General features: G+C 69.2%; 13 protein-coding genes and 1 pseudogene. 5 read left to right on the top strand and 9 right to left on the bottom strand.

Annotated elements, in window-relative coordinates; all coding sequences use genetic code 11:
* Together VNE62_01810 and VNE62_01805 are read right to left on the bottom strand one after the other, a co-directional pair.
* Complete coding sequence (locus VNE62_01810; GenBank protein HVE91024.1) at nucleotides 1–456, bottom strand: EVE domain-containing protein; 456 nt, start codon at nucleotides 454–456, stop codon at nucleotides 1–3.
* Nucleotides 457–602: 146 nt separating this feature from the next.
* The gene (locus VNE62_01805) at nucleotides 603–1523 is read right to left on the bottom strand and encodes a hypothetical protein (protein ID HVE91023.1); all 921 of its coding nucleotides are present in this window, start codon (nucleotides 1521–1523) and stop codon (nucleotides 603–605) included.
* Between the two features lie 258 nt (nucleotides 1524–1781).
* Here VNE62_01805 and VNE62_01800 point away from each other — a divergent pair.
* A pseudogene (locus VNE62_01800) lies at nucleotides 1782–2039 on the top strand (stage V sporulation protein S).
* Between the two features lie 241 nt (nucleotides 2040–2280).
* On the opposite strand, the gene rny reads toward VNE62_01800, so the two are convergent.
* Nucleotides 2281–3834 (bottom strand): ribonuclease Y, encoded by a 1554-nt coding sequence (gene rny / locus VNE62_01795; protein ID HVE91022.1) that lies wholly within the window; start codon nucleotides 3832–3834, stop codon nucleotides 2281–2283.
* 409 nt (nucleotides 3835–4243) lie between these two features.
* The gene (recA, locus tag VNE62_01790) at nucleotides 4244–5278 is read right to left on the bottom strand and encodes a recombinase RecA (GenBank protein ID HVE91021.1); all 1035 of its coding nucleotides are present in this window, start codon (nucleotides 5276–5278) and stop codon (nucleotides 4244–4246) included.
* 254 nt (nucleotides 5279–5532) lie between these two features.
* Between recA and VNE62_01785 the strand changes: the two genes are divergently transcribed.
* Both VNE62_01785 and VNE62_01780 read left to right on the top strand, forming a co-directional pair.
* Nucleotides 5533–6198 (top strand): NlpC/P60 family protein, encoded by a 666-nt coding sequence (locus tag VNE62_01785; GenBank protein HVE91020.1) that lies wholly within the window; start codon nucleotides 5533–5535, stop codon nucleotides 6196–6198.
* Between the two features lie 71 nt (nucleotides 6199–6269).
* Nucleotides 6270–7541, top strand: a complete 1272-nt coding sequence (locus tag VNE62_01780) for a hypothetical protein (GenBank protein HVE91019.1) — start codon at nucleotides 6270–6272, stop codon at nucleotides 7539–7541.
* Nucleotides 7542–7550: 9 nt separating this feature from the next.
* On the opposite strand, the gene thpR is transcribed toward VNE62_01780, so the two are convergent.
* The 5 genes from thpR to VNE62_01755 are packed head-to-tail and all read right to left on the bottom strand — an operon-like array spanning nucleotide 7551 to nucleotide 12081.
* The gene (gene thpR, locus VNE62_01775) at nucleotides 7551–8099 is read right to left on the bottom strand and encodes an RNA 2',3'-cyclic phosphodiesterase (protein ID HVE91018.1); all 549 of its coding nucleotides are present in this window, start codon (nucleotides 8097–8099) and stop codon (nucleotides 7551–7553) included.
* Nucleotides 8100–8124: 25 nt separating this feature from the next.
* Nucleotides 8125–9372 carry a CinA family nicotinamide mononucleotide deamidase-related protein gene (locus tag VNE62_01770; protein ID HVE91017.1) on the bottom strand — a complete coding sequence of 416 codons (1248 nt, stop codon included), beginning with the start codon at nucleotides 9370–9372 and terminating at the stop codon, nucleotides 8125–8127.
* A 24-nt stretch (nucleotides 9373–9396) separates the two neighbouring features.
* Nucleotides 9397–9966, bottom strand: coding sequence for a CDP-diacylglycerol--glycerol-3-phosphate 3-phosphatidyltransferase (gene pgsA, locus VNE62_01765; protein HVE91016.1), 570 nt, complete (start codon nucleotides 9964–9966; stop codon nucleotides 9397–9399).
* A complete protein-coding gene (gene rimO, locus VNE62_01760; GenBank protein HVE91015.1) occupies nucleotides 9963–11324 on the bottom strand; it encodes a 30S ribosomal protein S12 methylthiotransferase RimO in 1362 nt (453 codons plus the stop codon). The genes pgsA and rimO overlap by 4 nt, the downstream gene beginning before the upstream one ends.
* Nucleotides 11325–11352: 28 nt before the next feature.
* Nucleotides 11353–12081: a RodZ domain-containing protein gene (locus VNE62_01755; GenBank protein ID HVE91014.1), complete on the bottom strand. Its 729-nt coding sequence runs from the start codon at nucleotides 12079–12081 to the stop codon at nucleotides 11353–11355.
* Between the two features lie 48 nt (nucleotides 12082–12129).
* On the opposite strand from VNE62_01755, the gene tmk reads away from it, so the two are divergent.
* Both tmk and VNE62_01745 read left to right on the top strand, forming a co-directional pair.
* Nucleotides 12130–12738 carry a dTMP kinase gene (gene tmk / locus VNE62_01750; protein HVE91013.1) on the top strand — a complete coding sequence of 203 codons (609 nt, stop codon included), beginning with the start codon at nucleotides 12130–12132 and terminating at the stop codon, nucleotides 12736–12738.
* 70 nt (nucleotides 12739–12808) lie between these two features.
* Nucleotides 12809–14371, top strand: a complete 1563-nt coding sequence (locus tag VNE62_01745; protein HVE91012.1) for a phosphodiester glycosidase family protein — start codon at nucleotides 12809–12811, stop codon at nucleotides 14369–14371.
* The last annotated feature ends 168 nt before the right edge of the window (nucleotides 14372–14539 follow it).

Below are 14539 nucleotides of genomic sequence, written 5' to 3'. Positions count from 1 at the left end.
CTAGTTTGACCCCAGCGCCAGGACGATGTCCCACTCCCGGTCGCTGACCGGCTGCACCGACAAGCGCGAACCCCGCCGGAGAAGGACCATCCCCTCCAGCTCGTCGACCGCGCGCAGCTCGCTCAATGAGACGAGCCTCGGGAGCCGGGACACGAAACGCACGTCGGGCATGAACCACCGGGGCCGGTCAGGCGAGGACCGGGGGTCGTGGTACGGCGAGTTCGGGTCCCACGCGCTGTGGTCGGCGTAGGCTTCGCGCACGACCTCGCAGACGCCGGCCACTCCGGGTACCTCACAGCTGGAGTGGTAGACGAAGGCGAGATCGCCCTGCCTCATCGCCATCAGGTTGTTGCGGGCCTGGTAGCTGCGGACCCCGTCCCAGGGCGACTCCCCCATCCGCTGCAGGTCGTCGATGGAAAAGGAGTGGGGTTCTGTCTTGAGCAACCAGTGGGCCACGTCCGATGCTATCGCCGGGACTTCTGCGGAAAAGGAGAACGGCGCCCGGGGCATTGGGCGCCGTTCTCTGGGGTTGAGGGGCTACTGGGGGGTAGCTCTGTGGTTGTCAGCCCTCGTGGTTGGTGGTGGTTGCCCCTGATGTCCTTCTACTGAGGGATGGTCGAGAATCGGCCTGTCTCGGCGTCGGCGGGCACCTTGGCCGCGAAGACCAGGGTGAACACGACCCTCCAGCCCTGGAACTTCGACTGGTCGGTGCCGTCGTCGGCCTCTTCCATGAAGAACCGGTACTGCCGGTCGTCCAGCGGCTTCGACGTCAGCGGCCCGATGGAACTTCCCATCGTGCCGGCGCCCTCGATGGTGCCGAGGTTGCAGGGGTTCTGCCGGGTGAGCTCCTTGAGCCCCGAAGCGGCGCAGGCCGGCGAGTAGCTGCCGTCCTTGGCCGGGTCGTTCTCGTACGGTGTGCTGGAGGCCGGGCTGAGGTTGAACAGCGTCTGCTTGTCCACGCTCAGCTTCCAGAAGTTCAGGTAGCGGTTGTAGTCGGGGTTGGTGGCCGGCACCTGGGTGTAGGAGTTGGTGGCCTTGTCGTAGCTCAGCACCTGGATCGGGTCGGTCGGGGTGTTGTTGACGTAGACCGTCCACGAGGCCTTGTGGGCCGGCGCCTGAGTGTTCTTGATGATGACGTCCGTCCTGCGCTCGTCACCAGGGAAGGTGTCGACGTTGCACTCGGGCGCCGTGGAAGCGGCGCCGCAGTTGGCGGTAGCCATCGTCTGACGGAAGATGACCTCGTCCCCGGTCCCGGTGACGGCCCTGAAGTTGGTCTCCTGAGCAGCCAGGTCCTTTGCGGTGATGTCGTAGCTGAACGCCGAGGCGTCACGGACGACGTTGTTCGGCACCGCTCGCTCGAAGAGCTTGTACGCGACTGCGATCCCGGCGATAAGTCCCATCACCGTGATCAGCGAGGTCGCCGTGCGCTTGCGCTTGGTCCAGAACCCGCGCGTCGCGCGGCCCCCGGTCATAGCCTCGTCGCGTGGGCTTTCCACGGACGGGTCCCTCAACCCTATTGCCATGTCCGTTCCTCCTTGCTGCTGCCTTTGTCCGACTCCCCAAGCCGGACCCGTATGAGGAACGCACCCCTTGTTGCGCTGCCCCGGCGGTCCTTCCCGCCGACAGCCATACAAACGGCCCAGGGGCCCAGAGCCGTCGGGGGTCCTGCGTCAGGTCGTTGATATGCCCCCTGACCTGCGGCAAGCTTTGACGGCCACCGCAAGAGGAAATGGCTCCGGGGCGAAGAAGTAGGTGGTGCACACGAGCGGACGGACAACCAGATGACGCTTTTTCGCGTTTCTTCACACTCGAACCCGAACTCCACGGCGGGCGCCATCGCCGGCGTGGTGCGAGAGACCGGCGCCGCCGAGCTCCAGACGATCGGCGCCGGAGCCCTCAACCAGGCCATCAAGGCGGTCGCCATAGCCCGCACATTCCTCGCGTCCGACGGCATCGAGCTGGTTTGCGTGCCTTCGTTCGCGGAGGTGTTCATCGAAGGCCAGCTCCGGACGGCCATTCGACTGGCCCTCCACGACCGTCAGTCCACGGTGAACCTGGACGAGGCGTCGGCGGTGACGCTTGACCCGGTGTCCGAGTCTGAGATCAGCGCCAGCAGTCCTGAGTCGGGCTCCAGGGCCGAGATGGACTCCAGGGCCGAGGCCGAACGACGGGCGGCCGGCGGGGTCTAGTCCGGGGACCGGCCCCACCACGCCCCCGAAAACGCACCGGACCCGCCGCTGGGCGGGCCCGGTGGGGTCATCCGATCGAAGAGGCCGTCAGTTACCTGGCGTACTCCACCGACCGAATCTCCCGGAGGACGACCACCCGGATCTGCCCCGGGTACTGGAGTTCCTCCTCGATTTTCTTCGCGATCTCCCTGGCCATCACCTGGGCCCCCACGTCATCGACGTCGCCCGGGGACACCATGACCCGGACTTCCCGCCCGGCCTGCATCGCGTAGCACTTCTCCACGCCTTCAAAGCTGGTCGCGATCTCCTCCAGCCGCTGCAGGCGCTTGACGTAGGCCTCAAAGCTCTCCCGCCGCGCCCCGGGACGGCTCCCGGAGATGGCATCGGCGGCCTGGGCTATGACCGCCTCCAGGGTCCGGGGCTCGATCTCCCCGTGGTGGGCCTCGATGGCATGGACCACCGGCCCCGGCTCCCCCAGTCGCCTGGCCAGCTCGGCCCCCACGAACGCGTGTGAACCCTCGACCTCGTGCGCCACGGCCTTGCCTATGTCGTGAAACAGGGTGCACCGCTTGGCCAGCTTCACGTCCGAACCCAGCTCCGCGGCGATCATCCCCGCGACGTGGGATGCCTCGATGGAGTGGCGCAGCACGTTCTGTCCGTAGCTGTACCGGTACTTGAGCCGTCCGAGCGCCCTGACCAGTTCGGGGTTGACGCTGGTCAGTCCCACGTCCAGGATCGCGTCCTCGCCCGCGGACTTGATCTCTCCCTCCACCTGGGCCCTCGCCCGGTCGAACTGCTCCTCGATGCGAGCGGGGTGGATACGACCGTCGGACACCAGCGCCTCCAGGGTCAGGCGTCCCACCTCGCGGCGCACCGGGTCAAAGCACGACAGCAGCACCGCCTCCGGCGTGTCGTCGATGATCAGGTTCACGCCCGTCACCTGCTCGAAGTGGCGGATGTTGCGCCCCTCGCGGCCGATGATGCGGCCCTTCATGTCCTCCGACGGAAGCTGCAGGACGGACACGGACGCCTCCTGAGCCTGCTCGGAGCCGAGCCTCTGAATGGCCGTCACCACGATCTTGCGAGCCCTGCGCTCCGCCTCCTCCCTGGCGCGTGTCTCGAAGTCACGTACGATCGACAGGGCATCCCGCTTGGCCTCGTCCTCGATCTGCTTGATCAGCTGGGCCTTGGCCTCTGCCGCGGACAGCCCCGCGACCTGCTCCAACGCCTTTCTGGCCCGTTCGGCCGCGCCGGTCATCTGGTCGCGCTGGCGCTCCAGATCCTGTTCCCGTTGAGCGAACTCGCTCTCCCGCTGCTCCTGCTTCTGCTCCCGCCGGTCGAGCGTCGTGGCTCTAGCCTCGACCGCCCCCTCCAGACCCGTGACCGTCTTTTCCCGCCGCTCGAGCTCTGTGCGAAGCAGAGAAAGCTCCCGCTCGACCTGCCTGCGGAAATCTTCGCTCTGCTTCTGTGCCTGGGCGACCGAGGTGCTGGTCTGCTCCCGGGCCTTGAGCTCGGCCTGTTCGAGAAGCTGCGAGGCGCGCCCTTCAGCCGATTCGACCCTGCGGCCGGTCGACCACTTCCTCAGGGCTACGCCCAGCCCGGTTCCTATGAGAAGGCAGACGAGGGATGCGATGAGTATGTCCACCGCGTCCCCTCCTTAGCTTGGTCTGCGCACGCGCGATCGCGCGCGGACCGCAGGAGAGCCGTGCGACTCGAAGCAGGGTGGGTCCGGGACTACACGGGCGAGTGGCCCTGGTACAGCACTAGCCCGCTGACCTGGGGTTTTGTGTTTACGTCCGGTGTCACGTCTTCAACCTGTCCCTTTGGAGGCTTCAGTGATTTCGAGTGTTCGGTTCGCACAAACGCTCCTGCGTTCCCGGACATCTTACGGCCAGCCGCAGGAAGCGGGCAAGGAACAGCCACCAGGAGTGTCGAAGGCGATGCTCACAGTGGTCGCCTCCCCTGACCAGAGGGGCGTCATCGCACACCTCTTGATGCGGTCGCCATCCAGCAGGCGCCGCGCCATCTACCTGCGGCGCCTGCTGAGGTGGGCGTCAGGCGGGAGCCGGCTCCAGCTCGCCGTTCATCACCGGGTCGACCTCGACGACCGGTGCCAGCTGCGCCTTGATGAGGGCCTCGATCCCGCGGGCGATGTCGGAATTGTCGCCGAGGAACACCTTGGCGTTCTCCCGGCCCTGTCCCAGCTGCTCGCCCTCGAAAGTGAACCAGGCACCCGACTTCTTCACGATGCCACGCTCGACGGCCACGTCCAGCAGTGACCCCTCCTTGGAGATCCCCTTGCCGAAGATGATGTCGAACTCGCAGGTCTTGAACGGCGGGGCGCACTTGTTCTTAACGACCTTGGCCCTGACCCTGTTGCCGATGAAGTCCGCTCCGTCCTTGAGGGACTCGATCCGGCGGACGTCCAGCCGAACCGACGAGTAGAACTTCAGCGCCCGGCCCCCGGGGGTGACCTCCGGGGAGCCGAACATGACACCGACCTTCTCCCGGATCTGGTTGATGAAGATCACGCACGTGGACGACTTGGACACAGAGGCCGTCAGCTTCCGCATCGCCTGCGACATCAGCCTCGCCTGCAGCCCGACATGGGTGTCACCCATCTCGCCTTCTATCTCGGCCCGCGGAACCAGGGCGGCCACCGAGTCCACCACCAGGACGCCGACGGCACCGGACCGGATGAGCATGTCCGCTATCTCCAGCGCCTGCTCTCCGGTGTCCGGCTGGGAGACCAGAAGCGAGTCGATATCGACCCCGATGTTGCGCGCGTACGCAGGGTCCAGAGCGTGCTCCGCGTCGACGAAAGCCGCCACGTCGCCCAGCTTCTGGGCCTCCGCTATCACCTGGAGGGCCACGGTTGTCTTGCCGGAGCTCTCCGGGCCGAAAAGCTCGATGATCCGCCCGCGGGGCAGCCCGCCAACACCCAGAGCTATGTCCAGGCCCATCGAGCCGGTGGGGATCGACTCCACCGTAAGCCGCTGGGCGTGGTCGCCCAGTCTCATCACTGCACCCTTGCCGAACTGGCGCTCGATCTGACTCAGCGCCGTCTCCAGAGACTTGTCTTTGTCCATTTCTTGTCCAGCCTCCTTGCCGTTTGCCTGGGGAAGCGGTGTGGAAAGGTTGTGCGAGGCACCGTATCCACCGCCGACGACAGGCAAGCTAGCACGAACGCGTGTTCGGCTCCAGGATCTGATGCCCGCTCCGGCCGGTCGCATGCGAGGATCAGTCACCCCAGCCGCTCCCGGAGGAAAATCTGATCGAACCCCCTGCGCCTCGCTCGCTGCCGTGTCGGCCGTTGGTCCTGGGCGGCTGGGTCCTTAGCCTGGTGGCGACGGCAGCCCTGTTCTGGCACCCGATCAGCAGCCGCCCGATCCGGGGCGCCCAGCTCCTCGCTCTTGCGGGGGCCATGGTGGCACCGCTGGTGCTATGGCCCCGGTCGCGGACCATCCGGGCGGCGTCCGCAGCCGCCTTGATCGTCCCGGTCGTCCTCCTGGCCCTTCCCGCGCGGGAGGCGCGGGTGTCCACGCTGAGGGCTTCCTCGGTCGAACAGATGCAGTCCTTTGAGGGGGTGCGCTACGTGTGGGGCGGCGAGGCCCGCACGGGCGTCGACTGCTCGGGGCTGGTCCGTCAGGGCCTGCTGCGGGCGGCCCTGCGACGCGGGATCCGGACCCTCGACGGCGGACTGGTCCGTCGCGCCGCCTCGATCTGGTGGAACGACGCCTCGGCCCGCGCCCTCGCGCAGGGGCACCTCGGACAGACGAGAGTGGTCATGGAGGCCGCAAGCTTGAACTCGGTCGCCACGGACCGCCTGCTGCCCGGGGACTTCGCGGTCACCCGCGACGGCGTACATGCTCTTGCCTACGTGGACGGCAACCGGTGGATCTCAGCGGACCCGAACCTGGGGGGCGTCGCCACGGTCCGGACGCCCACGGACATGCGGTGGTTCAACGTCCCGGTCCGGATCGTCCGCTGGCGCACGCTGGACTCCTGACCGCCGCTCGGCTCTCAGCGCATCGAGACGCTGGTGCAGGAATGCGGACGGTGCCGGAGAAGACTCCGGTCATGACAAACCCCATGCCTCGCCGCGCCGTATCCGTCCTGGTCGCCGTCCTGTCCATCGCCTCCGTTCTGTCCGCCACACCGGCGGCCGCGTCACAGAACGACGCGGGTTCCGGGACGGACGCCGGCAACTCCTTCGCCTCCGCGACATTGGTCCCCACCAGCGGGCGGTACTCGGGAACCCTGGACACCACCGGCGGGGACAACGACGACTTCTACCGGTTCTTCCTACCCGCGGGGGCTTCGGTCTCGGTCCTGATCGAAACCCCGGCCCGCACGACCGATCCGATCACGGTCCTTGACCCCAACGGTGTCCCGGTCGACACGGGAGCCGCCGTGTTCGGCCAGGGCGCCGCGGCGGCGACCGCCTTTACGGGCGAACCCGCAAAGTTGCGCCTCGCCGTCCACCGGGCCGTGGTCGAGGGCGAGTACCGCCTCCACCTCCGGACTCAGCGGTTCGCGCTCGGCACCTACAGCTTCTGCTTTATGAACTGCGAGGGCACGCAGTCCGCGCCGATCGACTTCATCTTCGGAGGCTCGCTTCCCACGGCGCAGACCCGCGTGCTGCTCGTACCGCCGAGCCACGGCGATCTGGGCAATCCCCTCGGACCCACGGTCACCGATTACATCGACGCAACGCTTCGCGGCATGCGTCGCTGGAAGACCGCGATGGCCGAGTTCGCGAGGGACTACCCGCAGTACGACTACCTGCGCGACATCGAGGTCGAGATCGAGGTCTTCGACGGGGTGAGCCCCGTCGACCCGGCCGGTTACGAGGTCATCATCGGCTACGTCGCCGCCGGTCCCGCCTTCAGGGGCGTCGCCACCGACACCGACGACTGGACCCAGGGGCTTCTGGACAACATCGGCGCCGGCAGACACGTCCGCTACTCCGGGCGTTACATCGCCCTCAGCCTCTTCGGGTCCTCGCCACGCGCAGGACAGGTCGCCTACGACTTCCCCGAGCTGGCAGACCTCGAGATGGTGACGATGCACGAGTTCGGCCACACCTTCGGCCTCGGACACACCACCACGTGGGACCCGGTGCTGGGCTTCGACCTCATGAACAGCCCCGCGGCGTTCGTCTACGGCGACGGATCGGCCGCGGGCGACGGTGGCGAACGCACCACCATCCACTGCCTCACCAGCCTGAACCTGTATGGGATGGCCGTGCTCTACCGCTGGCTGGACACTCCGGCCAAGAGGTGGGAAAGGACGACGGGAAGCGCTCGACTCCCTGGAGGGATTCCCTACCGCTGGTACTGCCCCGAGTAGGCCTAGCGTTCACTCCCCCAGCGGGAGCTCATCCAGGGGCGTGTACGCCGTCCCCTCACGTCGAAGCTGCGACCTGAACAGCACCACCCCCCGCACGGTAAAGGTGTCCGACGGGACAGCGATGTCCGGCAGCTCCGAGACACGGTCGGGGACCTTGAACCGGGCCAGTGTCAGGTGCGGCCTGAACGGACGTCCTTCCGGCTCGAACCCGAGGTCCTCCAGTCCCTCCTCCACCGATGCCGCAAGAGCCGACATGGGCTCGGCCCCCGGTCCGATGCCCACCCAGACCACCCTCGGTCGCCTGAGGTTGGGGAACCCCCCGATCCTGTCGAAGGCGGCATCGAACGGAGTGTGGCGCCGGGCCGCGTCTCGCACCGCCCCCGCCACCTCTGCGACCCGCGAGTCGTCCACCTCCCCCAGGAACTTCAGGGTCAGGTGCCGGCCGTCGCTGCGCGTCCATCTCGCCGCCGGGAGCTCCTGTCGCAGCGGACCGACGACGTCGCGCTCCAAGGCCGACTTGATATCGCCCGGAGGGTCCACAGCGACGAACAGCCTCACCGGCCGGTCCTCCGGCGCGAACCATTCATCGAGGTCGCTCCCCGAGCAGGTGAAGTCTCAGCAGGTCCAGGGCGAACGTCGCCGCGAGCTCGCACACCTGCTGGCGCTCGCCGGGCAGCCGGAGACCCCGCACGACCCCGGCCCCCGTCGCCCCGGAAACAGCCAGGAATGTGGTCCCGACCTCTGCACCTCCCTGCGGCTCCGGACCCGCGGAACAGGTCACGGACAGTCCGAGGTCGGCTCCGAGGGCGTAGCGGGCTCCGCGGGCCATCTCCAGCGCGACCTCTCCGGACACGGGGCCGGCCGCCTCGATCAGGGACCGCGACACTCCCAGCCCGTGCGCCTTGACCTCCTCGTGATAGGCCACAAGGCCCCCGCGCAGGTATGCCGACGCTCCGGGGACCGACGCCAGTCGCGACGCCACCAGTCCGGCGGTGCAGGACTCAGCCGTGGCGACGGTCAGTCCGGCGCCGGCCAGCAGCAGTCCGACGACCGCCTCCAGCGTCTGCCCGTCCGTTCCGAACACCGCCGAGCCGCATCGCTGCCGGACGGTGGCCTCGGCCTCCGCGAGCAGCTTGGCCAGCTCGTCCGCAGCGGATCCCCGCGCTACGAACCGCAGCCTGACCTGACCGCCGGAAGGCAGAAAGGCGAGTGCGGGATTGGGTGAGGCGGCGAGGTCGGCCAGCCGCTCGCCCAGCTCCGCCTCGGGTATCCCCACGCAGGAGATCTCCAGGGTCCGCACGGCTTCCCCCACGACCCCCCGGGAGTAGAGGTCGGGAAGGACCTGTTCGTCCATCATCCGTCTCGCCTCGCGCGGGACCCCCGGTATGGCGTACAGGACGCAGTCCTGCCGCTCAATGCGGATGCCCGGGGCCGTCCCTATGGGATTGGGTATGGCCGTCGCGCCGGCGGGCATGTCCGCCTGGCGCAGGTTCGAGTCCGGCATCTCCCGGCCCCAGCGCGCGAACCGCTCCCGCAGCGCGGTCACGGCCGGCTCGTCGCGCACCAGCGCTGCGCCCGTCAGCCGCGCCAGGGCGTGTCTGGTGCGGTCGTCGTCGGTAGGCCCCAGGCCCCCCGTCACCACGACCGTGGACGCGGCCGCGGCCGCTGAGGAAAGGACCTCGACTATGGCGTCCTCGTCGTCTCCGACGGACACCTCACGCACGACCCGGACGCCGCGGCGCGACAGGAGGTCTCCGATCATCGCCGCGTTGGAGTTCACGACCACGCCCGAGAGCAGCTCGTCGCCGATGCACACGATGACCGCCGTCACCGCATCACCCTACCGGCGGCGCCGTCAGCTCCAGGGGACTCCCGCCCGGCCACCGCGCGCATCCGCGAAGTACTGGCAGCCCGAGATCACCGTCACCCCGACCGCCAGCGCCAGCAGCCCCACCGAAAGGCGGTGCTGGCGCGGAAGGGCCGTCAACGCCACGACGGCGATGATCTGCAGGACGGTCTTGGCCTTGCCCATCGACGAGGCCGGCAGCGACCGCCCCCTGCGGGCGAGCACCACACGCAGAACGGACACGGCCACCTCGCGAAACAGGATGACCAGGGCGGCACCCCAGGGGATCCGGCCGGCGACGGCCAGAGCGCCCAGGGCGGTGCCCACGAGCAGCTTGTCCGCGAGAGGGTCCAGAAACTGGCCCAGCCCCGTCACAAGGTCCAGTCGCCTGGCCACGTACCCGTCGAGGCCGTCGGTCGCCGCCGCGACCGCAAACACCACCGCTGCCAGGACCGGAAGGGGCGGCTCCCTCACCAGCAGCAGCCATGCGAACACCGGCACCAAACCCACGCGCAGGAAGGTGAAGGCGTTGGCCAGGTTCAGCCTCCGTACCCTCCGCGGGTCAGCCTGCAGGGTCACCGAGAGGACGCCGCCGTCCGCACCGGCAGGGCCACAGCCCGTCGCTCACCCGCGGAAGCCACAAGGTCCACGCCGTCGGTCTCAGTGACTGTCGCCTCTATGAAGTCGCCCCTGCGCGCGGCGCGGGCGGCGCGTACGGTGACGACGCCGTCCACTTCCGGCGCCTCGCGCCATGTGCGTCCGGTGACCATCGTGCCCGAACGGTCCTCGACGAGCACCTCCACCCGACGGCCCACGAGCTGAGCCCGCTTTGCCTCGGCGATCTCGGACTGGAGCGCCGTTAAAGACTCCGACCTGCGGTTGGCGACGGCACGCGGGACGAGCCCCCGCCTGAAAGCCCCCGCCTCCGTGCCCTCCTCGCGAGAATAGGAGAAGAAGCCGGCCCAGTCGATCCGAGCCTCCTGCATAAAGGCCGCGAGCTCCTCGACGTCGCGCTCGGTCTCGCCCGGGAAGCCCACGATGAACGCCGACCGCAGGACCGCGTCGGGCAGGACTTCCCGGATTCTGCCGATCATCGCCAGAAAGCGGTCGGCGTCACCCCATCTCTTCATGCGCCTTAGCAGGCGCCCGGATGCGTGCTGCAGGGACAGGTCGAGGTAGGCGACGGCCGAAGGAGTGTCCGCCATGGCCTGAAGCAGCCGGTCGTCCACGAAACGCGGGTACTGATACAGCATCCGCATCCAGCGGATGCCTTCGACCTGCCCCAGCCGCCGCAGGAGGGCCGGGAGCATCCAGCGTCCGGAGAGGTCCCGGCCGTACAGGGACATGTCCTGCCCGACCAGGATGACCTCTTTCACCCCGCAGGACGCGAGCCACCTCAACTCCTCCTCGATCGCCTCGGGACGCCGCGAGCGGTGTGGCCCGCGGATCGCGGGGATCGCGCAGAAGGTGCAGACACGGTCGCAGCCCTCGGAGATCTTCAGAAAGGCTGTGGCCCCCTCCGGGACGGCGGGCCGGTCGAGCTCGAGCGGGACCTTGCCGGGGTCGAAGCACCGCTGCTTCACACCGCGCAGCGCGTCGTCCACGACCTGCACGGTCCTGCCGTAGGAGCCCAGGCTCATAAAGGCGTCGACCTCCGGCAGCTCGTCGGCCATCTTCTCGCCGTACCGTTCCACGAGGCATCCGGCCACCACCAGTGCCTGCCCGTCGCGCCTGCGAGCCGCCTCGTCGAGGATCGCGTCGACGGACTCGCGTCGAGAAGCCTCGATGAACGAGCACGTGTTCACGATGACGACGTCGGCGCGCGCGGGGTCCGAGACGGTCTTGTAGCCGGATCGCTCGAGCATTCCGCGCAGGTGCTCCGAGTCGGCCTCGTTCTTGGGGCAGCCGAGGGTGCGGATGAACACGCGGCGGGTCATGGACAAACAGTAGGGCCTCGTGGGCCCGTCAGAGCGCCTGGGAGGGAGGCAGCGAGGTGGTGTCGGGGGTGAACGTGGCCTTGTAGACGTCCTGCAGCGGGGGGTCGAGCTCCACGCCGTTGGCATACAGCTTTACCGCCTCCGGGTTGCCTACGACGAGGTCGACCGCCTCCTCGGCGTGGAACGTCTTTCTCTCGCCCTGCACCATCAGCTGGTCGAACAGCTGCTCTCCGTCGGCTGCGGCCGTCACCCAGGTCTCGCCGTCGGTCACCTCAACCCGCACCACCGCTCCGAGAACGCTGGCGGCCGGCGAGGGGACGGTCGCCCTCTGGGCCGACGCAGGCCGCAGGCTTTCGCCGGGGGGGTTCGCCGGCTCGTCCAGGGAACGGAACCCTCCTACCAGTCCCAGGATCACCAGAGCCGCCGCCGCGGTCGCCGCAGCATTGCGCCAAGCGCGGGGGTGCGCCGGCTGGGGGACCCGGACCGGCCCCCGGGCCACCGCGGACAGCTCGGGCCCACCGGAGAAAGTCTCGTCGTACTCACGCATAAACGGCTGGGGATCCATGCCGAGGTAGTTGGCATAGGCGCGGATAAACCCCTTGGCGTAGGCCCCCGACGGCAGTTGTTCGAGGCGGTCGTCGTCTATGAGCTGGAGATAGTCGGCGCGAACCATCGTCGCTCGGGAGATGGTTTCGAGCGAGAGCCTCTTGCGCTCTCGCTCCACGCGCAGGGTACGGCCGATAGTCTGCGTGGTCATACGAAGTTGAACCGACTGCATAGCCGGGTCGAAGAAAGCCTATCTGACATGGACCTGAGCCACAAGCCTCGGCTGCTCGTCGTGGAAGGCCTCGACGGGGCCGGCACCACGACCCAGGCGGCCCTGCTGTCCGGCGCCCTGCGCCAGGCGGGACGCCCCGTCCACCTGACGGCCGAGCCCTCGGACGGGCCCATCGGGCGGCTCCTGCGCTCCCACGTCCGGGGGGAACTGGACCTGGACCCCCAGGCGGCGGCCCTGGCCTTCACGGCCGACCGCGCCGACCACCTCACCAGGACCGTCCGGCCGGCCCTGGCCCGGGGCATGGACGTGGTCTGCGACCGTTACCTGCTGTCGACCCTGGCCTACCAGGGGGCGCAAGGGGTGGACCGGGAATGGATCCTGCGGGCATCGTCGGGCCTGGACATCCCGGCGGTGACCGTCTTTCTGGACCTGCCCGAGCCGGCGCGAAGGCAGCGGCTGGAGTCGCGCACCCACGTCGACCGCTGGGACCCTCCCGATCTGGCAGCGGATCTGCGGGCCTCATATTCCGAATCGATCCGCCTGCTTCGCGAGGCCGGCCAGCGGGTCGAGGTGGTCAGCTCCGCGGGGGCCGAGCAGGACGTCCTGCGGGAGATCCTCGCGCTGCTGCCGCTCTGACCAGGGCAAACGCCGCCGCCTGAATGCGCCGTTTGTCAGGAACCGCTGGGTTGCCGGCGACGTTTCAGGGGTGGCCGTCCGGCCAGAGTCGAGGCAGGAGACGACGCGTGAGATGTACCGCCCCATTCGCATCCTTGCGGTTGTGGCCGTCCTGGGCGCCTTGGCGCCCGCTGCGTCCGCACAGTCGCTGCCCCAGGGCTACTCCGTCCAGTCCCGGCGCCAGCTTGCTCCGGGTCTGGAGCATCTGACCCTCGTCAGGGCGCAGCCCGCGCAGGTCGTCAACATCGCGAGGATGTCCCCGGGGGCCGAGGTGACGCTTCGAGCGGTCCTGTCCAACGAGACCATCGGAGGTCCGGCGCCGAGGCTTGAAAGGACGAGCTCCATGTGCGCCCGTGTACGGTGCCTGGCCGCTGTGAACGCGGACTTCACCTACCCCTCCGGCCACCCCGTGGGGGCCGTTGTCTCCGCGGGCGAACTGACCCGGTCGCCCGGGATCCCGCACGGCCAGCTCGTCGTGGGGCCCGGCGGGTCGCTGACTGCGGGCCCGCTGGCCTGGAAGGGCACGCTGATGTCCAGCGACCTGCGCCAGGTCTCCGTCGAGGACCTCAACGCCGAGCGCGGGACCGACCGGCTCGTCCTCTACACGCCCTCCTTCGGCCCCTCCACGGCGACCAACGCCTTTGGAACCGAGCTCGTCGTCGAGGTCCTGCGGCCGGCGGGGGCCATTCGCGCCGGCCAGACGTCGGCCGTGAAGCTGCTGGAGTTGCGGGCCGCCGGCGACAGCACCATCCCGCGCAACGGGGCCGTCCTGTCCGGTCACGGCAAGGGCGCGGCCGCCCTTGCCGACCTGTGGACGCGGGTCCAGGCGGGAACGGCCGGGCGGGAGGCGCTGCTGCGCGTCGAAACCGACCCTCCTGCGTCCGAGAGCGTGGGGGGCTCGCCGATCCTGGTGCGCGAGGGACGCCGCTTTTTCGGCGACGTGGCGGACAACTTCGTCCGGGGCAGGCACCCGCGGACCATCGTCGGATGGACCCGCGGCGGCGACACCCTGCTGCTCACCGTGGACGGCCGGCAGCCGGGCTACAGCGAGGGGATGAGCCTGGCTGAGGCGGCGGACCTGATGATCGCGCTCGGCACCGCGGATGCCATCAACCTCGACGGCGGCGGGTCCACCACCTTTGTGGCCGGCGGAGCCGTCGCGAACAGGCCCAGCGACCGGCTGCTGCGCCGGGCGGGCCGGGAGCTCCTCTCCCACTCCCCGAAGGCAGGCGACGAGGTGCTCGGATCGGTGGAGCGTCCCGTGGTCGTGGCGCTGGCCATCGTGGCCAAGACGTCCGGCACCGTGGCCCCGGCTCCCGAGTCTCCCGCCCTCGGAGCAGCGGGCAGCATCGATCTGCCGCGGGTCGTCACGCTGGCGATGACTGCTCCCGCCGACCCCGCCTCCGACCCCGCCGGTGGCCTTCCCGCGGTCGTGCCCCGGCCTGCCGCAGCCGGCGGTGCGGGAGCCGGGACGGCGGCCAGAATGCCGCTGATGGCGGCGGCGCTGCTCGCGCTGGCGGCAGCGGCAGCAGCCGTGTCGGCGGGCGGCCCGGTCACCGGCGTCCTGACGATCGGGACGCGGCGCGCCGGGTGATGCCGACGTGCCGGGGGGCACAAAGACCCCCCGGCAGTCCGGCGGAGAGCTCTACCGTCCCAGCTTCTTGCGGATCGACCTCAGCGTTGCGTCTGCGCCGGCCTCTGGTGCAGGCGTGGCCCCGGATCCGCTCGCGGATGACGGTCCGGCCCCCGCCGGGCCCAGCAC

Source organism: Actinomycetota bacterium, from assembly GCA_035536535.1.
Classification (GTDB): Bacteria; Actinomycetota; JAICYB01; order JAICYB01; family JAICYB01; genus DATLNZ01.
This window is presented reverse-complemented; position numbering and strand designations above follow the sequence as displayed.